At 45.6% G+C, this 20,608-nt stretch carries 20 protein-coding genes and 1 pseudogene; 10 read left to right on the forward strand and 11 right to left on the reverse strand.

Annotated features, from left to right (window positions below):
* The 8 genes and pseudogenes from A3GG_RS13725 to A3GG_RS0105475 all read left to right on the forward strand — a co-directional run.
* Positions 1-236: pseudogene (locus tag A3GG_RS13725) on the forward strand (ISAs1 family transposase); the annotation flags it as partial.
* A 102-nt stretch (positions 237-338) separates the two neighbouring features.
* Positions 339-1,448 carry a peptide chain release factor 2 gene (prfB, locus tag A3GG_RS0105445; protein WP_018358311.1) on the forward strand — a complete coding sequence of 370 codons (1,110 nt, stop codon included), beginning with the start codon at positions 339-341 and terminating at the stop codon, positions 1,446-1,448.
* 48 nt (positions 1,449-1,496) lie between these two features.
* Positions 1,497-2,069: an elongation factor P gene (gene efp, locus A3GG_RS0105450; RefSeq protein WP_018358312.1), complete on the forward strand. Its 573-nt coding sequence runs from the start codon at positions 1,497-1,499 to the stop codon at positions 2,067-2,069.
* A gap of 223 nt (positions 2,070-2,292) precedes the next feature.
* Positions 2,293-3,063, forward strand: coding sequence for a tRNA (guanosine(46)-N7)-methyltransferase TrmB (trmB, locus tag A3GG_RS0105455; protein WP_018358313.1), 771 nt, complete (start codon positions 2,293-2,295; stop codon positions 3,061-3,063).
* The gene (locus A3GG_RS0105460; protein WP_018358314.1) at positions 3,063-4,178 is read left to right on the forward strand and encodes an Mrp/NBP35 family ATP-binding protein; all 1,116 of its coding nucleotides are present in this window, start codon (positions 3,063-3,065) and stop codon (positions 4,176-4,178) included. Before trmB ends, A3GG_RS0105460 begins: the two co-directional genes overlap by 1 nt.
* A gap of 41 nt (positions 4,179-4,219) precedes the next feature.
* Entirely contained in the window at positions 4,220-5,662 is a 1,443-nt protein-coding gene (gene nhaA, locus A3GG_RS0105465) for a Na+/H+ antiporter NhaA (RefSeq protein ID WP_018358315.1), read from the forward strand.
* A gap of 46 nt (positions 5,663-5,708) precedes the next feature.
* Positions 5,709-6,125 carry a large-conductance mechanosensitive channel protein MscL gene (gene mscL / locus A3GG_RS0105470; RefSeq protein WP_018358316.1) on the forward strand — a complete coding sequence of 139 codons (417 nt, stop codon included), beginning with the start codon at positions 5,709-5,711 and terminating at the stop codon, positions 6,123-6,125.
* Between the two features lie 322 nt (positions 6,126-6,447).
* On the forward strand, positions 6,448-9,006 hold the full coding sequence (locus tag A3GG_RS0105475) for an adenosylcobalamin-dependent ribonucleoside-diphosphate reductase (protein WP_018358317.1): 2,559 nt from the start codon (positions 6,448-6,450) through the stop codon (positions 9,004-9,006).
* 111 nt (positions 9,007-9,117) lie between these two features.
* Here the strand turns inward: A3GG_RS0105475 and A3GG_RS0105480 are convergent, their stop codons facing one another.
* The 6 genes from A3GG_RS0105480 to A3GG_RS0105505 form a co-directional block, all read right to left on the reverse strand.
* Positions 9,118-9,930 carry a UDP-2,3-diacylglucosamine diphosphatase gene (locus A3GG_RS0105480; protein WP_018358318.1) on the reverse strand — a complete coding sequence of 271 codons (813 nt, stop codon included), beginning with the start codon at positions 9,928-9,930 and terminating at the stop codon, positions 9,118-9,120.
* A 12-nt stretch (positions 9,931-9,942) separates the two neighbouring features.
* Positions 9,943-10,263, reverse strand: a complete 321-nt coding sequence (locus A3GG_RS0105485) for a metal-sulfur cluster assembly factor (protein ID WP_018358319.1) — start codon at positions 10,261-10,263, stop codon at positions 9,943-9,945.
* Positions 10,263-11,291: a S41 family peptidase gene (locus tag A3GG_RS0105490; protein ID WP_033408451.1), complete on the reverse strand. Its 1,029-nt coding sequence runs from the start codon at positions 11,289-11,291 to the stop codon at positions 10,263-10,265. The genes A3GG_RS0105485 and A3GG_RS0105490 overlap by 1 nt, the downstream gene beginning before the upstream one ends.
* The gene (locus tag A3GG_RS0105495) at positions 11,288-12,193 is read right to left on the reverse strand and encodes a hypothetical protein (protein ID WP_018358321.1); all 906 of its coding nucleotides are present in this window, start codon (positions 12,191-12,193) and stop codon (positions 11,288-11,290) included. Before A3GG_RS0105495 ends, A3GG_RS0105490 begins: the two co-directional genes overlap by 4 nt.
* Positions 12,183-14,855 (reverse strand): DNA gyrase/topoisomerase IV subunit A, encoded by a 2,673-nt coding sequence (locus A3GG_RS0105500; protein ID WP_018358322.1) that lies wholly within the window; start codon positions 14,853-14,855, stop codon positions 12,183-12,185. Before A3GG_RS0105500 ends, A3GG_RS0105495 begins: the two co-directional genes overlap by 11 nt.
* A 458-nt stretch (positions 14,856-15,313) precedes the next feature.
* Positions 15,314-16,240 carry a M48 family metallopeptidase gene (locus A3GG_RS0105505; RefSeq protein ID WP_033408453.1) on the reverse strand — a complete coding sequence of 309 codons (927 nt, stop codon included), beginning with the start codon at positions 16,238-16,240 and terminating at the stop codon, positions 15,314-15,316.
* A gap of 112 nt (positions 16,241-16,352) precedes the next feature.
* Between A3GG_RS0105505 and A3GG_RS0105510 the strand changes: the two genes are divergently transcribed.
* Together A3GG_RS0105510 and A3GG_RS0105515 are read left to right on the forward strand one after the other, a co-directional pair.
* A complete protein-coding gene (locus A3GG_RS0105510; protein ID WP_169333152.1) occupies positions 16,353-16,883 on the forward strand; it encodes a hypothetical protein in 531 nt (176 codons plus the stop codon).
* A gap of 12 nt (positions 16,884-16,895) precedes the next feature.
* Positions 16,896-17,495 (forward strand): cob(I)yrinic acid a,c-diamide adenosyltransferase, encoded by a 600-nt coding sequence (locus A3GG_RS0105515; RefSeq protein WP_018358325.1) that lies wholly within the window; start codon positions 16,896-16,898, stop codon positions 17,493-17,495.
* A gap of 70 nt (positions 17,496-17,565) precedes the next feature.
* Here A3GG_RS0105515 and rplS read toward each other — a convergent pair whose 3' ends face one another.
* From rplS to A3GG_RS0105540, 5 genes are all read right to left on the reverse strand, one after another.
* A complete protein-coding gene (gene rplS, locus A3GG_RS0105520) occupies positions 17,566-17,916 on the reverse strand; it encodes a 50S ribosomal protein L19 (RefSeq protein ID WP_018358326.1) in 351 nt (116 codons plus the stop codon).
* Between the two features lie 125 nt (positions 17,917-18,041).
* Complete coding sequence (locus tag A3GG_RS0105525) at positions 18,042-18,509, reverse strand: DUF4293 domain-containing protein (protein ID WP_026215654.1); 468 nt, start codon at positions 18,507-18,509, stop codon at positions 18,042-18,044.
* A 90-nt stretch (positions 18,510-18,599) separates the two neighbouring features.
* Complete coding sequence (locus tag A3GG_RS0105530) at positions 18,600-18,938, reverse strand: DNA-directed RNA polymerase subunit omega (protein ID WP_018358328.1); 339 nt, start codon at positions 18,936-18,938, stop codon at positions 18,600-18,602.
* A 49-nt stretch (positions 18,939-18,987) separates the two neighbouring features.
* Positions 18,988-19,815 carry an outer membrane protein assembly factor BamD gene (locus A3GG_RS0105535; protein WP_018358329.1) on the reverse strand — a complete coding sequence of 276 codons (828 nt, stop codon included), beginning with the start codon at positions 19,813-19,815 and terminating at the stop codon, positions 18,988-18,990.
* 61 nt (positions 19,816-19,876) lie between these two features.
* The gene (locus tag A3GG_RS0105540; protein WP_018358330.1) at positions 19,877-20,608 is read right to left on the reverse strand and encodes a shikimate dehydrogenase family protein; all 732 of its coding nucleotides are present in this window, start codon (positions 20,606-20,608) and stop codon (positions 19,877-19,879) included.

The raw sequence follows: 20,608 nt of genomic DNA on the forward strand, positions 1-20,608 counted from the left end.
TTAGAGATCATTGGGCGGTAGAGAATAACTTACACTATTGTCTTGATGTCATTCTCGGTGAAGACCAATCGTTAAAGAGAAAGGACAACGAAGCGAAGAACTGGAATATAATCAACAAGATAGCTCTCTTCTTCCTCGAAAAGCAAAAAGAGAAAACAAAAATCCCAATAAAAAACCTAAGAAAGAGGAACGCAACTATGAAACCTTCTCAGATACTCGAATACAACTATCTATGATAATTCAAATGCGATTGCCCTGCGTTTAGACTATTCTCCCTGTGAGTTCTCGCCAAAAATAGCTATCTTTGCCACTCATAAATAATTAGTCATTAATCGGTAATGATAACTTCAGACCAATTACAAGGCGTATTGGAACGTAGAGATGCCCTTAAGGGGTACCTCGATATAGATGCCAAACTGATACAGCTCAAGGAGGAGGAACTTCGTACTCAGGATCCACATTTTTGGGATGATCCTGCCAAGGCGCAAGCTCAAATGAAGGTAGTAAAAGGGCTCAAGCATTGGATCGATGATTATAATGGAATTGACTCTCTCGCGAATGAGCTGGAGCTTGCTTTTGAATATATCAAAGAAGATTTAGTTACAGAGGAGGAAATAGATGCGCTATACGCTAAGACGATAGAGACGCTTGAGGATATAGAACTCCGTAATATGCTCCGTAATGAGGAGGATAAGATGGGAGCCGTGCTCAAAATCAATGCTGGTGCTGGTGGTACTGAGGCTCAGGACTGGGCTTCTATGTTGGTGCGTATGTACCACCGCTGGTGCGAGGATCAGGGCTTCAAGGTAACCGTAACCAACTGGCAGGACGGTGATGATGCTGGTATCAAGACCGTGACGCTACAGGTGGAGGGTGACCTAGCATATGGTTTCCTAAAGAGTGAGAATGGAGTGCACCGTTTAGTCCGCGTCTCTCCTTACAATGCACAGGGCAAGCGTATGACCTCTTTCGCTTCGGTATTCGTAGTGCCACTGGTGGATGATACGATAGAGATCGAAATTAATCCTGCACTGATGACCTGGGAAACCTTCCGTTCGGGTGGAGCTGGTGGTCAGAACGTGAATAAGGTGGAGACGGGTGTACGCCTTCGCTATATGTTTACGGATCTAGATACGGGTGAGACCGAAGAGATTATCATAGAAAATACGGAGACCCGTAGTCAGCTAGATAATCGTGAAAATGCCAAGCGATTACTCCGCTCTCAGCTCTACGATAAGGAGATACAGCGCCGCAATAAAGCTAAGGCGGCTATTGAGGGGGCTAAGAAAAAGATAGAATGGGGCTCTCAGATTCGAAGCTATGTCTTCGACGATAGGAGGGTGAAAGACCACCGAACTAATTACCAGACTTCCGATGTGGATGGGGTGATGGATGGTAAGATAAGCCCTTTTATCAAAGCGTATCTCATGGAGTTTGGGGGAGAGTAATAAGTGAAGTAAGTAATACAACTTTATACATACAGATATACTATATTTATGGCTACTACAGCAGACTTCCGCAATGGTATGTGCCTTGAGATCGATGGTACTCCATTTGTAATTGTAGAATTTCTACACGTAAAGCCTGGCAAGGGTCCAGCATTTGTGCGTACTAAGCTCCGCAACCTTTCTAATGGACGTATCCTTGAGAAGACTTGGAACTCCGGTGTGAAGGTGGACGAACTTCGTATAGAGCGCCGTCCATATCAGTATCTTTACAAAGACGATATGGGTCTAGTATTTATGCACGCTGAGACTTACGAGCAAATTCATATCCCTGAGGAGCGCATCGAGGGTGTACAGTTCCTAAGAGAAGGTGATATGGCTGAGGCTATGGTACGTGCCGATAAGGAGGAGGTTCTTACATGTGAGCTCCCAAGCCACGTAACGCTTCAAATCACTTATACCGAGCCAGGCGTAAAGGGTGATACCGCTAGTGGTAATGCTACGAAGCCTGCTACCGTGGAGACAGGCGCAGAGGTAAAGGTGCCTCTATTCATTGAGAATGGTGAGACTATCGTGATTGATACCCGTACGGCTAGCTATGTACGCCGTGCTAAGGAGGCTTAATCAGCGATAAGGGCTATAGACCTGCGATAACTACATCGGGGTCTCAAGTATTGAAAGAGTGGTTGCGATGACCTATAGTGCCACCGTAGCCACTCTTCATTATGTGAAAAGAATTGCACTATTTCCCTGCTCGTAATTGTGTATTTCGGATAAAATGATACTCAAATGGAGAAAGTTATTAGTATATTTGCGGAGAGAGGGAAAAGAGAGATAACAACTATTGATGAGTAAAAATAAGCTGACTAAGTTTACCGAGATGGAGGCTCTAGCCAATGTTCTGCAGTATCCTTTCAAGGTGATGGCAGAGATTGGCTACGCATTCCCGTATAAAGGGGCGTGGGGTAAGGAGGTCTTTGGCAATGATCATCCAATCATAGTAGAACTGGGTTGTGGTCGTGGTGAGTATACTGTGGAGCTTGGACGGAGACATCCTGAAAACAACTACATAGGTATAGATATCAAAGGCAACCGCATGTGGAGTGGCGCAACTGAAGCACATAGTGAGGGGTTGAGTAATGTCCGTTTCCTCCGAACGGAGATAGAGCTCTTATCGCATTTCTTCGCAGAGGGAGAGCTCTCGGAGCTATGGATTACTTTTGCCGATCCTCAGATGAAAAAGCGTAGGAAGCGCCTAACGGCTACAAACTTCCTTACGATGTATAAAGAGGTGCTCAAGACGCCAATGATTCTTAACCTTAAGACCGATAGTACCTTCCTCTACACCTATACCAAACTGGTGGCAGAGGTCAATGGGCTTTCGATACTAGAGGAATATACAAACCTCCATAATGAAGCTCATGAGGACTCAGACCTTAGGACTATTGAGACTTATTATGAGAGTCAGTGGAGGGCTAGAGGAATTGATATCAAGTACCTGAGGATAGCACTTGATGCGCTACGAGACAACCCCGTGGAGCCTGATGTGGAGATAGAGATGGATAGCTATAGAAGCTATGCACGGAGCAAACGAAGTGAGCTAGAAAGTACTAAGTGATGAAGCAAATTACTGAACAAGCAATTTTAGATGCACTAAAGACGATTAAGTATCCTGGCGAGGAGGAGAATATCGTAGCCAGTGGTATGGTGCAAAATGATATAGTAATAGAGGGGCGAAAGGTGTCTTTCTCTATTAAATTTAAGAAGGCTAAGGATCCATTTCACAAGTCGATAATCAAGACAGTTGAGGCAGTATTGATGAATATGGTGGCTGAAGATATGGAGATTCAGGGTAATATCACTCCTGTGTTCCCTGAACTACCTAAGGCGCCAGTAGGTGATGTGCTGCTCCCGGGAGTAAAGAATATTGTGGCTATTCACTCAGGTAAGGGCGGTGTAGGAAAGTCTACCGTGACGGCCAACCTTGCTGTGGCACTCGCTGCAGCGGGATATAAGGTAGGTCTGCTGGATGCCGATATCTATGGACCATCAATGCCGAGGATGCTTGGACTAGAGGGTAGTCGCCCTACGATGGTGGAGGTAGATGGAAAAGAATTGATAGAGACACCGATGAATCATGGGGTTAAGCTCCTCTCTATTGGATTTTTTGTAAATAAAGAGGACGCCATTGTCTGGCGCGGTACCATGGCTAGTAACGCTATGGGGCAATTGATACGTGAGGGAAATTGGGGTGAGCTAGACTTCCTGCTTGTGGATCTTCCTCCTGGCACATCGGATATTCACCTTTCTCTCATTCAGACGCTTGGCCTTACAGGAGCAGTAGTGGTAACTACACCTCAGCATGTGGCTACGGATGATGCGAGGAAGGGTCTCAATATGTTTAAGGACGAGAAGATAAATGTGCCTGTACTCGGTATTGTAGAGAATATGGCATGGTTTACTCCAGCAGAGTTGCCTAATAACCGTTACTATATTTTCGGAAAGGATGGAGGTAAACAACTGGCCGAGGAGAGTGGCGTGGCACTACTCGGTCAGGTTCCCCTAGTACAGAGCGTGAGAGAGGGAGCTGATGAGGGAAGGCCTGTGGCTCTGACTGATGATACTATGATGGGTATTGCCTTTAGGAATATAGCGGAAAACTTAGTGGCAGCCGTGGAAAAGCGTAATCGTGAGCTACCACCGACCACCAAGGTAAACGTAAGTAGGAAGTAGAATACACATAATATATTATTTATTGCCGATAATCTTATAGTATGGTGACATTAGATCCAAGGATTGAGGGAGGTAGAAATCCCTTAAAAGACTTCGTAAGATGGGTGAGTGGGATTAACCCCTCTGTCTTTATGTTCATCGCTGCCATCATGGCGATTGTCTTTGCCAATACTGACCTTCGTGGTATATACTCGACAATTCTCGATGCTCCTGTGAACTTGGAGATAGGAGGCCACAAGTTTTTCCAACACCATGGGAGGGCAATGACTCTAGCAGAGTTTGTCAATGATGCTTTGATGGTACTCTTCTTCTTTAGTGTAGGTCTGGAGATTAAGCGTGAGATGGTGGATGGCTCGCTGAGTTCTTTCCGTAAGGCAATGCTTCCGGTGATTGCCGCTGTCGGCGGTATGATTATGCCGGTGCTCATCTTCCTAATGGTGGAGAATCAAGATCCGATTGCCCTAAGAGGGATGGCCATACCAATGGCTACGGATATTGCCTTTGCACTAGCGGTGCTAGGTCTGCTGGGAAAGCGTGTGCCCGTTACCCTAAAGCTATTCTTGATGGCGCTAGCTGTAGTGGACGATATAGGTGGTATCCTCGTGATAGCTATCTTTTACTCCACAGGTATTCAGTGGACACCACTGATTATTGGGCTCTTGGTGATTGCTCTATCACTTTATTTCTCAAAGAAGGGCGTCGCCAAAGCTGGGGTCTATTATATATTGCTATTTATTGTGTGGACGCTATTCATGCAATCAGGCATTCACTCTACGATAGCAGGCGTATTGATGGCGCTAACTATACCGCATAAGCCTACGCTTCGCCCTGATGGACTGGAGCCAGATATGCGCAAGATTGACTACCGAATAGCTACGGCAAAGGAGCCAGGGTACGTTCAACCAGTTTTTCTTGACGAGGACTATCTCGCTGATCTCCGTAGGGCACAGAGCCGCATCCAGCGTACGATATCTCCAGTACAGAGTATGGAGCATGAAGTGAGCCCGTGGGTCAATTACTTCGTATTGCCACTATTCGCTTTCTCCAATGCGGGGATTGATTTTACTGGGATGGGTGACTCTCAGCTTATCGTGGTGGCTATTGCTATTGCAGCGGCTCTATTTGTGGGAAAGGTGCTAGGTATCTTCGGTTTTACCTACTTATTCACCAAGCTTAAGGTAGTGAAGATGACCCCTGGGATGACTTATAGTAATGTGCTTGGGGTATCGATGTTTGGTGGAATAGGCTTTACGGTCTCCCTCTTTATCGCTACGCTAGCCTTTCTTGGAGTAAAGGATGTTGGTGCTGAGTACCTTAATATGGCAAAGCTAGGTATTATTATTGGTACTTTAGTGTCGGGTACTATTGGCGTGCTAACGCTTAACGTAGTCTTGAAGAGAGAAGTGAAGATGGGGCGAGGGGCTAGTAGTCCTGAGTACAAAGCATATTTGAATCAGCATACAACCAATATGCATCCAATGTAAAGAGACTATAGATAGAATAATTAATACATGTAAAGAGAATTAAGTTATGTCATTTGTAAAAGAGTTTAAGGAGTTTGTAAACCGCGGTAACGTTGTAGATATGGCCGTGGGTATTGTTGTAGGTGGTGCCTTTGGCAAAATCGTCACCTCGTTTGTCAATGATGTATTGATGCCGCCACTCGGTCTACTACTTGGTGGTGTGGACTTCAAGGATATGAAGTGGGTTCTACAGCCAGGCACCCTCGATGAGGCAGGGGAGATGGTAGGTGAGGTCGCTCTTAACTATGGTATGTTTATCCAGAGTGTCATTGATTTCCTACTTATCGCTCTCGCTATTTTCTCTGTGATTAAGGCGATGAATAAGTTGAAGCGCAAGCAGGAGGAAGCTCCTCCTGCTCCAGCCGCTAAGCCAGACGATGTTGTCCTACTAGAGGAGATTAGAGACTTGCTTAAGAATAAGTAATTCAGCTCTCAACTGAACTAAGAAGTCGCCACAAGGGATTGAGTTCCCTTGTGGCGACTTTTGCATTTCGGTAAACTTCTGATACTAGTAGTTATCTATAATTAAGAGTAATAGTTATCGCGTAATTATCTATATACCTGCTTTAATACAGGTATTTATGGATATATATAGCTTGATGAATACTTTTGTTTGCATAATATAAGTCGCTACTTTTGGTCAACATCTCAAATAATTAGACTACCTTTGTTGCCAAGAATGGGAGATAACGTGTCCGGATAAACTCGGATGGTATGTGAAGAGCATAGCAATAATATAGATTAGTATGAGTATGAAAACTTATGACTTCGACGAAGTCTACCAAGCTACGCTTGAGTACTTCGATGGAGACGAATTGGCTGCAAAGGTCTGGAGTACTAAGTATGCATTGAAGGATGATAAAGGAGAGATACTGGAAAAAACTCCTGCCGATATGCATCATCGTATTGCTTCAGAGATTGCTCGTATCGAGGCTAAGTATCCTAATCCTCTAAGCGAGCAGGAGGTATTTGACCTGATGGATCATTTCCGATATATCGTGCCACAGGGTAGTCCTATGACAGGTATCGGGAATAACTACCAGGTGGCTTCCCTCTCTAACTGCTTCGTAATAGGTATGGATGGTCAGGCCGATAGCTACGGTGGCATCTTCAAGATGGACGAAGAGCAGGTACAGCTAATGAAGCGCCGCGGTGGCGTAGGGCAGGATCTTTCTTACATCCGTCCAGCTGGTTCACCTGTTAAGAACTCTGCCCTTACTTCTACTGGTTTGGTTTCCTTTATGAATAGGTACTCCAACTCTACTCGCGAGGTGGCTCAAGACGGACGCAGAGGCGCGCTTATGCTGTCTGTATCCATCCAGCATCCCGATAGTCAGGCTTTTATCGATGCTAAACTAGAGGAGGGCAAGATTACTGGAGCCAATATCTCCGTCCGTATTACGGATGAGTTTATGAGGGCAGTGGTCGATGATACACATTATACCTTGCAGTATCCCATTGAGGTGCAAGACCCTAAGGTAAAGCGCACTATCAAGGCGAGAGAGTTATGGAATAAGATTATTCATAATGCGTGGAAGAGTGCTGAGCCAGGGGTGTTATTCTGGGATACTATTATTAAGGAGTCTCTCCCTGATTGCTACGCCGACTTAGGCTTCCGTACAGTATCAACCAATCCTTGTGGTGAGATTCCGCTCTGTCCATACGATAGCTGTCGCTTGCTCGCTATCAATCTCTATGGTTATGTGGAGCATCCATTTACGCCAGAGGCTAAGTTCAATTTCGAACTCTTCAAAAAGCATGTCGGTTATGCTCAGAGGATGATGGATGATATCATAGACCTTGAGAGTGAGAAGATAGACCAAATCATCGCGAAGATAGAGAGCGACCCTGAGACGGACGATGTAAAGCGTACCGAGCTTGAGCTATGGCAGAAGATACGGAGGAAGACTCTAATGGGGCGTCGTACCGGTGTGGGCATTACAGCGGAGGGTGATATGCTCGCTGCACTTGGGTTCCGATACGGCACTGAGGAGGCTACTAACCATGCGGTGAAGGTACAGAAGACATTAGCTCTGGCTGCTTATGCAAGCTCTGTAACTATGGCTCGCGAGCGTGGAGCATTCGAGATCTATGATGCGAAACGTGAAGCCCACAATCCTATGATACTGCGTATCAAAGCTGCCGATCCTAAACTATATGACAGCATGGTGAAATACGGTAGGCGTAATATCGCTTGTCTGACCATTGCACCTACTGGATCGACAAGTATCATGACCCAGACTACATCAGGTATTGAGCCTGTATTTATGCCTGTATACAAGCGTAGACGTAAGATTAATAGCAATGAGGCTGAAAACTCTAAGGCAACCTTCGTGGATGAGGTCGGAGATCAGTGGGAGGAGTACATTGTCTATCACCACCATTTCAAGACCTGGATGAAAGCCAATGGTTATGATACAGCCAAAGACTATAGTCAGGAGCAGATAGAGCAATTGGTAGAGAAGTCTCCTTACTACAAGGCTACTTCTAATGATGTAGACTGGGTAGCAAAGGTGCGTATGCAAGGACAGATGCAGAAGTGGGTAGACCACTCAATAAGCGTAACAGTCAATCTCCCCAATAGTGTAGACGAAGCTCTTGTCAATGAGCTTTATATCACGGCTTGGAGAGAAGGGTGTAAAGGTTGCACGATCTATCGTGATGGCAGCCGTGCAGGTGTACTCGTGGCAGCGGATAAAAAGAAAAAGAAGGAGGAGAAGCTTGCCGAGGAGACTACTCCTGAGGCTCAGGTCGTGATGCCTTCTAAGCGTCCAATAGAGCTGGAGGCAGATATCGTACGTTTCCAAAATAATAAGGAGAAGTGGATTGCCTTTATCGGCTTGGTCGATGGGCGTCCTTATGAAATCTTTACTGGTATCGATGACGAGGACGAAGGACTTTATATTCCTAAGCGTATCAATAAGGGTCTTATCATTAAGTCGATAGACCCTGATGGTACTAAGCACTACGACTTCCAGTATTCCAATAAGCGTGGTCTCAAGGTCACCGTAGAGGCACTAGACACTAAGTTCAATCCTGAGTTCTGGAACTACGCTAAGCTAATTAGTGGAGTGCTTCGTTATAATATGCCTATTGACCAAGTAATCCTACTCGTGCAGGGTATGGAGCTTAATGATGAGTCAATCAACACTTGGAAAAATGGTGTAGAGCGTGCGCTTCGCAAGTATGTGCAGAGTGGGCAGAAAGCGAGTGGGCAGACTTGTCCTACTTGTGGTTCGGAGGATCTAGTGTACCAAGAGGGATGTCTGATCTGTCAGAACTGTGGTAATTCTAAGTGCGGGTGATACCGCAAATAGGAGGTAGGGTATTTCCGCCTTTGTCCTGAGTAAAGTTGCTCCCCTGTAGATTCTCTTTCAGAGACTACAGGGGAGCAATTTCACCATAAAGGCTATCACTTATCTATTGATTCCGAAAGGGAGATGCACTTGGGACTCTATATCATCCGAGGCTCCCTCTTCTTCAAAGGTCTCTAGAGCGAAAGTAGTACCATCCCATTGGGCGTAGCTAAAGTGGCTAATCCAATCTCCGAGAATGGCAATACGGCTCTTGGTTGTGAGCATCAGGTCAAGCATAATATGACGATGTCCGAAGATGAAGAAATCGGGTTGTTCTCCCTCCTCATGTTCGTTTAGATACTGTTTAGCATACTGCACTAGGTATTCATTTTGTTCCCCTTTATACTCTTGCTCCGAATAGTTTTTCATCCCTTTCTTTCGGCTATGTAGAGCCCATCTGTGAGCAAATCCTACGGTAAACCAAGGGTGTAGGCTTCCATATAGCTTCTGACAGATAGGATTGTGGAAGATAGCTCGGATAAAGCGGAAGCCCTTATCGTTTTGGACAAACTCATCTCCGTGGGCAATGTAGAATCGCTTTCCAAGTAATTCGAAAGTCGTTGATCCTCTATGCACTTGGCAACCTATCTCTTTGGGCAGATAGTCAAATACCCAAATATCATGATTGCCAGTAAAGAAGTGAATCTCCACCCCTTTATCTGCCAACTCTGCTAGTTTGCCAAGTACTCGCGTGTAGCCACGTGGTACAACATACTTGTACTCGAACCAGTAATCAAAGACATCCCCCACTAAGAATAGATGTGTGGCATCGTGCTCTATAGCGCGTAGCCAGCGGACAAACTTGCGCTCCACAGCCATAGCATCTTTGTGGAAGTATGCTCCGAAGTGCATGTCTGATGCAAAGTATATCATCTATCTACCTAGTTAAAGAAGCCCTAGCTCAAGCTTAGCCTCCTCCGTCATCATATCCTTGTGCCACTCAGGTTCGAAGGTAAGCTTGATCTCTGCGCTCTTCACACCCTTTACTGCCTCAACACGCATCTGTGCGTCTGTCAATAGGAAGTCTACTACTGGGCAGTTAGGCGAGGTCAGCGTCATAGTCACCACCACGTGACCTGTTTCATGATTGATGTCAATATCGTACACGAGCCCAAGGTCGTAGATATTCACAGGTATCTCAGGATCATAGACAGTGCGCAAGGCTTTTACTATATCTTCTTCTATCTGTAATAAGTTCGTTGCCATTACTTTTTCTTTAGTGAAATAATGTGTTGTACAGCGGTCATGAGGATATTATCGATAGCGTTAGGGTTTTCGTAATAGCTCTCATTATGCGCCTCTATGTCGGGAACAAGTCCTCCCTCCAGTTGGTTCATATCCTTATCGTAGCTCTTCACAGCAGAGTACCTCACCCTCCAGCCATTAGGAAGCTCCGAGGTGGCAGGCATCCCCGTACCACCTCCCGACTTCTCTCCTATTCGGGTTACATTCTTAGCGAGTGCCACCTTATATAGGAAGTCATTCGTAGCACTGTAGCAGCTCCTATCTTGGAGAATGATTACAGGCTTTTCTGTGTAGGTAATCAATTCATTGGGGGAGATATATTGCGCTTTAGGTTTAGAGAAAGCATCGTGCGCTGGACCCGTCTTGTGGGATGAATACCCTACGAGCGTCTTCTCGGGGAGGAAGTAGGAGACTAGATTGTTGGCATTCTCTACCGATCCACCGCCATTGCCTCTTGCGTCTATCATGATGGCATCGGCATCCTTCAGCATTGTCAGAATCACTTTCATATTCCCCAGACTATTGGAGAAGCTCCCATAGGATATGTATCCAAACTTCACACCATTGTCCTTAGTGGAGAGCAAACCATACCTCATCCCTCCTGATACAAATAGTTTGCCCGAAATATGGCGGTTACGTGCATAGATATTGAGTCCAGTAGTGGGGTCGGGTACGAGGTCGTGATAATGTGAGATATCGAAATCAGAGTAGAGATTGACATGCCCATCCTTCAGCTCATTGAGCATCGAGTCCATAAGCATAAAGAACTTAAGGTCGTCCAATTTACGAGACTCTACCTTCGCCAAGTAGCGCCTGTGTACCTCATTCCAGTCTACCCCCTTCTCATCGATGAAGCAGTAGCGTTCGTCGATAATCTTCCATAGTGCTTCAAAGTTGACCTTATAGTCACGTGCCGTAGGAGTCTCGGGCATACAGCTACTGAGCGTAAATAGCATTGGTAGCACTAGCAATATTATTATCTTTTTCATCGGTATAGAGTGCTATGGATTTGTGACGACTTAAGTGACTGGTTGCCCGAGAAAGTAGCCACATCTACGGAGAAGCCGAGTACAATGCCCCAGCTTCCTTCACGGTAAATGGTGTGGCTGAGTCTCTGGTTAAGGTAGGTATGCTCTGCACCAAGGGTAACGGTGACACTATTGATAGGCATGTCTATGAGTAGTCTTTGCCGTAAGCCTCTCGTATTGTGCAGCGCGCCAAAATGAAAACCTAGCTTCGCACCATTCTCTCCCGATACATAGTCATAGTAACTCTGCCCATAGTCGGGGTGGAAAGTACATTGTAGCAAAGGCAATTGTGCTGAATAGCTAATAGAGAGTGGCATGATACGCCAAGGGATTTGGTAACGTAGTCTAGCCCATCCATCTATGCCCAAACTGCCCTTAACATTGGCAATATTATTGGTGTTGGCAGGTTTATAATTGCTCTTCAGAGATAGGGCAACTAGCGGTGCGAGGTCTAGAGTAAGCCCTTTATACCTAAGAATCCTCCAGCTAGGACCTAAGTCGTACCCTAGTCCTAAGGTGTACATCCGCCCTCCATTGGCGGGGTTCTTCATCTCCGCGGCGCAGACGGATACCTCTTGGTAAAGATGCCATGGACGCTCTATGGGCGCCTTGAAGTCAGTGAGAAAGTCCGCTTTTATCTCCCAACCACTGTGAGCCGTCGGGCTTAGGTACTCGTCAATCACACTGCGCTTCCCTGCGAGGAAGAGGTACTTGGTATGCGAAGTAGGGAGCTGTTCATGCATCTGCCAGCCCTCGCCCTCTACCCAAGTCCCTAGCTTTTGGTACCATTTCTCCTGTGCTAGTGCACTTGAGCCAATTAGTAACGTTATGATTGCTGCGGCAATGATTCTTCTATTCATCATCCTCGTCCTTGAAGTCCAACATCCTTTGTCCCGAAGCCTCCTCTATCAGTCTCAGCGTTTCCTCTGTGTCTTCTCTAGGATCTACTTCGCTCTCCTCCTCCTCACTCTCTTCTTCTTCCTCCTCGGGGTCAGGGAAGCGAACAGGAGGGAGCTCCTCTACGCTTGCCACTTCGTAATTGCTAATCCTTTTCCCCTTAGCGCGGATACTCTTATCCGTAATAAACTCCTCTGCGTCTATTTCGATAGGTAGACGATGTTCGTCATTTCCTCCGAATAATACCTTAATCATCGGATAGACCTCATCAGAGAGGAGCATAATCCTATTGCTCTCCTCACCTTGGATATACTCGCGCTTATCGCTATCCTCAATAGGGAAGCGCTTAATGTAGGTAAACTCTGCCTCCTTATCATAGTATACGAGGGTCCAAATCTTATCGGGGTCGTATAGCTCCACGACCTTCACATCACGCTCGAAGTGGTTGGTCTCACTGAAGTTGGTAGTATAGCACTCTCCATTTTCCCGGATAACGAGTACCTTATCCTCCCCACCAAACTCCCCAAGATACTCCCCTCGGTTGTCGTAATTGATGCGGAAGACATCACGATCAAACCATACTTTACGCCCTCCAAGGGTACTCGCTCCTTGCTCCTTGAGGGTAACCTTGAAGATATTACCCCTAGTGAGTAAGTTACCTTTCGCTATGCGTCCTTTGATTAGTATCTCAGCGAAATCACGCTCGAATACCAGTTTCTTCTTAGACGCCTTCTGTTGTGGACGGAGCACCACCTTGACCGTTTCCGCCTCTCCATTAGGGTTGGCAGAGAAGTAGAGCACCTTGGAGTCGGGTTTCTCCTGAGTTAGATGGTACTCTCGGTCTCGGATAATCGAATTGACATTGAAACGCTTGATATACGAAGCCCCATTCTTGCCATCACGGTAGATGACATTGTATATCGTACGCTTATCGCCTCGCACCCAGCGCGCTACATGGAGTATGTTTTTGCCCACAAAAGCCTTGTCCGCTACCTTGGTAATCATATACCTGCCATCCTCGAGGAATACAATCACATCATCGATATCGGCAACATCACAGACATACTCATCCTTCTTTAGGCTCGTGCCAATAAAGCCACCCTCACGATCTACATAGAGCTTCTCATTTTTGAGTACGACTTTGGCTACTTGTATTTCGTCGAAGCTCTGTAGCTTGGTGCGTCGGGGGTACTGATCGCCATATTCCTTGAGGAGCTTTTGGTACCACTTAATGGTGTATGCTCTCATATCCGTGAGCGTCTCCTCTATATCTGCCATTTGTTGCTCAAGCCCTTGGATAAAGAGTTGGTTCTTCTCCTCATTAAATCGTAGGATACGTGCCATTCGGAGCTCTAGAAGTAGTTTAAGGTCTTCGTCCGTTACAGGGCGAATCAATCCCTCCAGTACATCCGCTAGTCGGGAACGGATATGAGCGAGAGCTACCTTGAGGTCTTTTGCTTGCTCAAACTCCTTGTCCTTGTAGATTCGGCGCTGAATAAATAGTTCCTCAAGTGAGCTTCGGAGGTGCTGCTCCTGTAACTCCCCTAGCTCTATTCGTAGTTCGTGCTCGAGGTAGCCCATTGTGCGCTTTACGTTGTCCTTTAGGACTTCTGAAACATTGAGAAAGGCGGGCTTATCGTCCCTGATGACACAGCAATTGGGCGATATGCTTACTTCACAATCGGTAAAGGCATAGAGGGCATCAATGGTCTTATCGGTAGAAGTGCCTGGAGGAAGCTGTATCTCGATATTAGCCGTGGCAGCTGTCTTGTCGTCTATCTTCTTGATTTTTATACTCCCCTTGTCATTGGCACGCATGATCGACTCTATGATAGAGCTAGTGGTGCGCGAAAAGGGAACCTCCGTGATAGCAAGTGTTCGGGCGTCTCTCTTCTCTATCAGAGCGCGTACTTTAATCTGCCCACCTCTTTCCCCATCATTGTATCGGCTTATATCCATCAAGCCTCCAGTGGCGAAGTCGGGGTAGAGTTCAAACTCCTCTCCCTTCAGATGGCTAATACATGCCTGAAGAAGTTCTGCTACATTGTGTGGTAATATCTTGCTAGAAAGTCCTACCGCAATACCCTCTGCTCCTAAGGCAAGGAGTAGGGGAAACTTCACAGGAAGCGAAACTGGCTCTTCGTGCGCTGCATCGTAAGAGGATTTGAACTCTGTTATCTTATCGCTAAAGAGTACTCGTTTGGCAAAGGGCGTTAGGCGAGCCTCTATATACCTAGCTGCAGCTGCGCCATCGCCTGTGAGCACATTACCCCAGTTCCCTTGACAATCGATGAGGAGATCTTTCTGCCCGAGCTGAACTAGAGCATCGCCGATACTAGCGTCGCCATGGGGGTGAAGCGACATCGTTTGCCCCACAATATTTGCGACCTTGATTAGTCGGTCATCCATTCTACTCATCGTGTAGAGGATACGCCTCTGCACAGGCTTAAGCCCATCCTCTATATGCGGTACAGCACGCTCCAGTATCACATACGAAGCATAGGAGAGGAACCAATTGCGGTACATCCCACGTAGCTCATAGCTATTCCTTTCGTGAGTGCTTTCCTCCGCAGCCTCTACCTCCTCTATGATTTCGACTGGATTCTGCTCTTTGTTATCTTCTTTCATCTATATATCTATTATTATTGCCACAAATTTAATCATTTTAGAGAAGAGCTACAATAACGACCCTAATGATTAGGCTAGTTCACTAGCGTAGACCAGTGAGGTAATTCATAGCAAAAAGGGGATGTGTAAACCATATTGGGATTAACGACGAGTAGCTATTCTACGTATCAGGATTATTATATCTCTCATCAAGTCTTCGCCTGAGCAAAGAAAGTCCCTCTGGCGAGAGACTCTAGTCCCTCGCCATATAAACTCCAGTCCCTCGCGGTAGAGACTTTCACGGAACAGTAAAGTATCAAAAGATTATATGGAGGTAAGGCACCTAATTGTAGCGTAGAGACCAGCGTGTATATTGGAGCCTCAACTAAGGTTAAGCCGCCAGAAAAAAACTCTCCTCTATAGAACGTCAATAACGAATCTATAGAGGAGAGGGTAGATCTAGGGCGTATGATGCTCTACTAGTATCTTGTCTTGATCGGGGTAGTACGCCCCTTATTGATGTCAGACATATTTACCGACTTCTGTGCTGTAGGCGTAATTGCACTGGCATTTTTAGGAGTGGGAATGCTCGCTTTTCCACCACTCAAGAATGCACGTACATTGGGTAGCTCATCGTGGATAGCTTGGATACGCTTAGCATCGGTAGGGTGTGTGCTCCAGAAGTCGCTCTGTCCTTCTTGTGACTTGCCACCTGCCATGTTTTTCCAGAATACTTCCGCCTGAGTATAGTCGAAACCAGCAATAGCCATCAGGTAGAGTCCGATTTTATCTGCCTCATACTCGTGCTTCCTGCTGTATGGAAGAGTAAAGAATGCCTGCGAGCCCACTCCGTAGAGGATGCTTGCTACTTGCTGAGTAGCTCTGCCTTTGCCTCCAAGAAGAAGCCCTAGGGCTGAAGCCCCGTATTGCTGTAGGACTTGCTGGCTCATGCGCTCATTGGCATGTTTTGCTACTGCGTGTGCCACCTCGTGAGAGATTACAGTGGCTAGCTGATCGTCATTTTTGGTTACGGGGAGTATGCCTTCGTACACCACAATCTTGCCACCAGGCATACAGAATGCGTTTACTTGGTCAGAGGCAATTAGATTGAACTCCCATCGGAAGTTGTCTGCATCTGCTGCCAATCCGCTGGCACGGAGATAAGCGTCTGTAGCCTTGGCAATACGCTGTCCTATCTGCACAACTCTTTGTACCTGCTTGGTATTTCTACTCTTAGGGGCTTTCGCCATAAATTCTTGATATTGGGCAAAGCTCGCTTGTAGCACTTGGCTATCGGGAATAAGATTGACTCTATTTCTTCCACTCAAAGCTACTGTGGAGCAGCCAGCGAGACCTGTCGTAAGCAGCACTAGCACTGCCATTATTTTGAACCTAGTCGTTTTCATATAATTACTATGTATATATTGAATAATTATTCCTTGTCGCACCTCAAAGATATCTATTTTCTAGCTACAAAACGCATGAATCACCTCAAAAAGTGTTACGTTTGCTATTGTTATGACACATTATAGGAGAATAAGTTTATATCGCTTTCGTTGGCTTCGAAGGATAAGGTATGGGAGAGGTAGGGGTGTCCACTCTCCCAAGGCTTATCGCATGGTGCAGATGTTGGTTCGTCCGTATGCACGATATTATCATTTTGATGAGTATTATCCGCTGTTTCGTAGCCCGTTGCACCAACTCATATATAGGTCGGTAGCACGTGTGCCACTTCGCAAAGTTGTCTTGATAGATCAAGATAAGAGCATAGAAACGATTGTGCGGTTGGCGTCTTCTTCTGTGCCCATCACTAATCAGTTACCCCACGATTTGGATAGAGTATTGGTGGTCACAAGTAATATTGTAGCTATAGAAATCACTGATAGCACTTATTTGATATTTACGGATATTCGGAAAACTAAAGAGACGGCTAGAGTGTTTAAGAAGTGGGTGGGGAGTATCCCACAAGGGATAGTACTAGATCTCTATGATACCGCACTTGTTGCTGGTATGGATAAGGTGAAGTATGTTTATCGAACTACATTTTAATAGAAATAGAATATGAGTACAGAGAAAGAGATTAAGCGAAGTTCGGTCTATACAAGAGGCGGAGACAAGGGACGGACTTCTTTGATGAGCGGTCAGAGAATTTCAAAAGGGTCTTTGCGGTTGAATACTTATGGTTCGGTGGATGAACTTAACTCGTTTGTCGGATTGCTTAGAGCACTTACGCCCAGTGAAATAGGGCAGGATGTAACCTTGGCGATGATCCAAGACCGCCTATTTACCTGTGGATCTTACTTGGCTGCAGACTTCAGAGGGCAGAAGAAGGAATTTGATTTGCCAAGTGGCGTAACAGATGAGGATATCAAGACCTTGGAGCATCAGATAGATGTAATGGACTCCGAGCTACCTAAGTTGACTGAGTTTATTATCCCTGCAGGAGGTCAGGCAGCTAGTGTGGCTCATGTTTGCCGTACCGTGACACGCCGTACTGAGCGAGCTATATATCTTCTATTGGATACAGACCCTGAGGCAGATGTGGAGGCTGGAGTCAAGAACTTTATAAATCGCCTGAGTGATTATTTTTTTGTCCTTGCCCGTGTTTTAGCTCGGCATGAGAATGGTGAGGAGGTTACATGGAAACGTTTTAGAGACTAATAGGAAACAGAAAAGGCTGGTCGGTTATGTTCCTGACCAGCCTTTTTTACTCAATTTGGCAATAAAGCTATTAGTAGCTCTTCTTCTCGCGAATACGAGCCTTCTTACCAGTGAGCTGACGTAGGTAATAGAGCTTAGCACGGCGTACATGACCTCTCTTGTGTACAGTGATCTCATCGATAAATGGAGAGTTGAAAGGGAAGATCCTCTCTACACCAATACCACTTGAAATCTTGCGAACTGTAAAGCGACGATTGTCACCATCACCCACAATCTTAATGACATCACCACGGAAGATCTGGATACGCTCCTTGTCACCCTCCTTGATACGATACGCTACAGAGATGTTATCACCACTCCTAAACTGTGGGTGCTGCTTTCCTGCAGCCATCTCTTGCTCTACAAGCTTAATTAAATCCATTGCTCTTTTTGCTTATATTATTTAGTACTTACTAAACGCAATATAACTAGGCCACTCATGCATTCCTAGCAGAGATTACGCAAAGCGTTGCAAAGGTACCATTTTTATGCTATATATCCAACTTATTAGCGGAGTCTATCCATAAAGCGAACTGTTCGCTCATCTATGGCTATGCCTCGGTAGGCAAGATAGTCGAATATTATCGCTATGATTGGAAGGGCGAGCCAAGGGGTAATACTAAAGTCCCAATCTAAGTTGGAATCTACAAGTGTATTTGTAAATGAATAACGGTATACAAAGACTAAGGCATAGAAACCAACCTTCAGCAGAAGGTTAAAGACGGTAATACGCATCTGGAGTACTCGCTTGGTGTAAAGGAATATTGCCACAAAGCTGAGCAAGACAATGAGGATTGTAATACCAAATAAAGCCCAGGTAGGCATTGCTATATCTCCAGATAAGTCTTCAAAGCCTGTGGCATTGAGTGAGTAAACCATGTCGGGAATTGTCACCTTAGCGATAGGGATAAAGACCATAAGCAGCATCAGTATTCCCGAGAATAGTAAAAATAGTGTTTGTTTGCGCTGTATCATACTTCAATATGTATTTGTAATAAAAAAGTGAGCGGTAGCATGATACTTGCGTACCTACTTACCACCCACTTGTCTTCTAGTCTTGGAGCATCAGAGCTCTTCCTCATCCTCCACTTCGTTGAGAGGATTGCGGAAGTATACTTCTCCGTCCTCAAACTCTTTAGCAGCTACTAGTACTGGCTTTGGAAGGCGCTCGTAGTACTTAGATATTTCGATCTGCTCCTGATTCTCAGAGAAGTCCTCCATTGTATCAGTGTAGGTAGAAAACTCTTGGAGCTTATTCTCTAGGGCGCTCTTAGTTTCTGCAGCTACTTGATTAGCACGCTTGCTCATCACCACTACTGATTCGTAAAGGTTACCAGTAGGCTCGCTAAACTTATCAAGGTCACGAGTAACTGTCGTCAGTGGAGTATTTGTCTTCTTCTTCATACCTATTGTATAGTGTAGTAAACTTGTAAACTTCTATCGTGTCTCTATATCAATACCAACCTGCGTTGGGGTCAATATTCTTCTCGGCATACGCAAAGAACTTATCTACATCTTTCCTTCGCTTGCCGTCGGGAAACTCATTGATGAAGTTGTAGTACTCATCTCTGAGGTCTCTTAGACGCTGTTGCTTCTTTTCCTGTACGCTGTTCTTCGCTATTTCGTATAGGGAAGCGACTACGTAGTAGTGCATCTCTTCCTTATGGATAGAGTAGGGGTACGTCTTCATGGCATTACGAGCGGTGATGATGCAACTCTCGTAATTGTTGAATATGTAGTTGCCTAAGTCGTAGTATAGTTTCGCATTGAGGACTTCCTTAAGAGCAAGGTTCTCTTGCAAAGTAAAGAGCAATTGCTTGGCTTCCTCTGCTTTCTCGCTCTGAGGGTAGAAGTCGATAAACTGCTGCAGCTCATGCATAGCAGACATAGTCTTGGACTGATCAAGTCTTGGGTCAGGAATGTCCTGCGCCAATCCATAGCCTGAATAGAAGCGAGCCAATTCGGTATACTCACCATTCGGGAAGTCGGTGTAGTACTGCTTGAAGGCAAGCTGTGCTTGTTGGTAGTCTTTCATCTTGTAGTACGACTGAGCCTTAAGGTATAGAGCGGGCTCCATCTCACTACTACCACGAAAGTAGGGGAGTATCTCTTCTAGGGTTTGAGCAGCCCAAGCGTACTTCCCGGTATTGTAAAACTTCTTGGCATACGAATACTTTTCGTACAAGTCTGTACTCTTCTGAACCTTGGCTAGTTCATTGCACGAGGTCGCAAAGAGAAGGACGAATAGACCAACTATGGATGCCTTTATTATTTGCTTCATTTCTACTGAGCTATAAAACGTATTCTATGTTCTGGCAAAGATACCAATAATATACTTTATTTCACTTGCCTAGTCTTTGGAATATCCCATTTGCTACCCCTGCCTGAGCACGAAGCATATCTTCCCCATTTATTTTGATACATGTGGCTGGTGCTACAGATAAGAATCTGAGTGGGGGTAAATAGGATAGGTCGTATAGGATATGCTTATCAGTAAGTGCCGAATATGGGATATCTGGACACCTATCTGGAAAAAGAGGCCCACCCAAAGGCGTAGCATTGACAATTATGCGTGTAGAGGCAAGGTAACTAGTTGTCACCTCATTATAGCTTAGCTCTCCCTCTCTTGGAGAGCGCGAGACAATAGCCACGTTCATACCAATAGATTTAAGTGCATAACGAACCGCTTTGCTCGCTCCTCCACTCCCCAAGACAAGCGCATTACCTTCGAGTAAATATCCTTCAAGCGGTGCGAGAAAGCCTGCAATATCAGTGTTATAACCGATCAGACTCCCATTGGATTTTGCTATTGCATTAACTGCTCCCACCTCTTGAGCTTCGATAGATAGTGTATCGAGCAAGGGTAATACGGTCTCTTTGTATGGCGTAGTTACCATCAAGCCATACCAAGAAGGGTCTAGTCTAAATTGTTGGATAATCGACTGCGGATTATCTGTATCGATAATCTCGAAGGAACAGTCTCCAACTCCCTCCTTCTGCCATAACTCTTGCCATATCTCAGGAGAGCGACTGTAGCTGATGCCTTTGCCTATGAGCCCGTATTTTCTTGTCAC

Origin of the sequence: Porphyromonas levii DSM 23370 (assembly GCF_000379925.1) — a bacterium.
Taxonomy (GTDB): Bacteria; Bacteroidota; Bacteroidia; order Bacteroidales; family Porphyromonadaceae; genus Porphyromonas_A; species Porphyromonas_A levii.

What these genes read in the sequence shown, in the direction of transcription:
- prfB (WP_018358311.1), top strand. Translation starts at nt 339, where the DNA reads ATGATAACTTCAGACCAATTACAAGGCGTATTGGAACGTAGAGATGCC.
- efp (WP_018358312.1), top strand. Translation starts at nt 1,497, where the DNA reads ATGGCTACTACAGCAGACTTCCGCAATGGTATGTGCCTTGAGATCGAT.
- trmB (WP_018358313.1), top strand. Translation starts at nt 2,293, where the DNA reads ATGAGTAAAAATAAGCTGACTAAGTTTACCGAGATGGAGGCTCTAGCC.
- A3GG_RS0105460 (WP_018358314.1), top strand. Translation starts at nt 3,063, where the DNA reads ATGAAGCAAATTACTGAACAAGCAATTTTAGATGCACTAAAGACGATT.
- nhaA (WP_018358315.1), top strand. Translation starts at nt 4,220, where the DNA reads ATGGTGACATTAGATCCAAGGATTGAGGGAGGTAGAAATCCCTTAAAA.
- mscL (WP_018358316.1), top strand. Translation starts at nt 5,709, where the DNA reads ATGTCATTTGTAAAAGAGTTTAAGGAGTTTGTAAACCGCGGTAACGTT.
- A3GG_RS0105475 (WP_018358317.1), top strand. Translation starts at nt 6,448, where the DNA reads ATGAGTATGAAAACTTATGACTTCGACGAAGTCTACCAAGCTACGCTT.
- A3GG_RS0105480 (WP_018358318.1), bottom strand. Translation starts at nt 9,930, where the DNA reads ATGATATACTTTGCATCAGACATGCACTTCGGAGCATACTTCCACAAA.
- A3GG_RS0105485 (WP_018358319.1), bottom strand. Translation starts at nt 10,263, where the DNA reads ATGGCAACGAACTTATTACAGATAGAAGAAGATATAGTAAAAGCCTTG.
- A3GG_RS0105490 (WP_033408451.1), bottom strand. Translation starts at nt 11,291, where the DNA reads ATGAAAAAGATAATAATATTGCTAGTGCTACCAATGCTATTTACGCTC.
- A3GG_RS0105495 (WP_018358321.1), bottom strand. Translation starts at nt 12,193, where the DNA reads ATGATGAATAGAAGAATCATTGCCGCAGCAATCATAACGTTACTAATT.
- A3GG_RS0105500 (WP_018358322.1), bottom strand. Translation starts at nt 14,855, where the DNA reads ATGAAAGAAGATAACAAAGAGCAGAATCCAGTCGAAATCATAGAGGAG.
- A3GG_RS0105505 (WP_033408453.1), bottom strand. Translation starts at nt 16,240, where the DNA reads ATGAAAACGACTAGGTTCAAAATAATGGCAGTGCTAGTGCTGCTTACG.
- A3GG_RS0105510 (WP_169333152.1), top strand. Translation starts at nt 16,353, where the DNA reads ATGACACATTATAGGAGAATAAGTTTATATCGCTTTCGTTGGCTTCGA.
- A3GG_RS0105515 (WP_018358325.1), top strand. Translation starts at nt 16,896, where the DNA reads ATGAGTACAGAGAAAGAGATTAAGCGAAGTTCGGTCTATACAAGAGGC.
- rplS (WP_018358326.1), bottom strand. Translation starts at nt 17,916, where the DNA reads ATGGATTTAATTAAGCTTGTAGAGCAAGAGATGGCTGCAGGAAAGCAG.
- A3GG_RS0105525 (WP_026215654.1), bottom strand. Translation starts at nt 18,509, where the DNA reads ATGATACAGCGCAAACAAACACTATTTTTACTATTCTCGGGAATACTG.
- A3GG_RS0105530 (WP_018358328.1), bottom strand. Translation starts at nt 18,938, where the DNA reads ATGAAGAAGAAGACAAATACTCCACTGACGACAGTTACTCGTGACCTT.
- A3GG_RS0105535 (WP_018358329.1), bottom strand. Translation starts at nt 19,815, where the DNA reads ATGAAGCAAATAATAAAGGCATCCATAGTTGGTCTATTCGTCCTTCTC.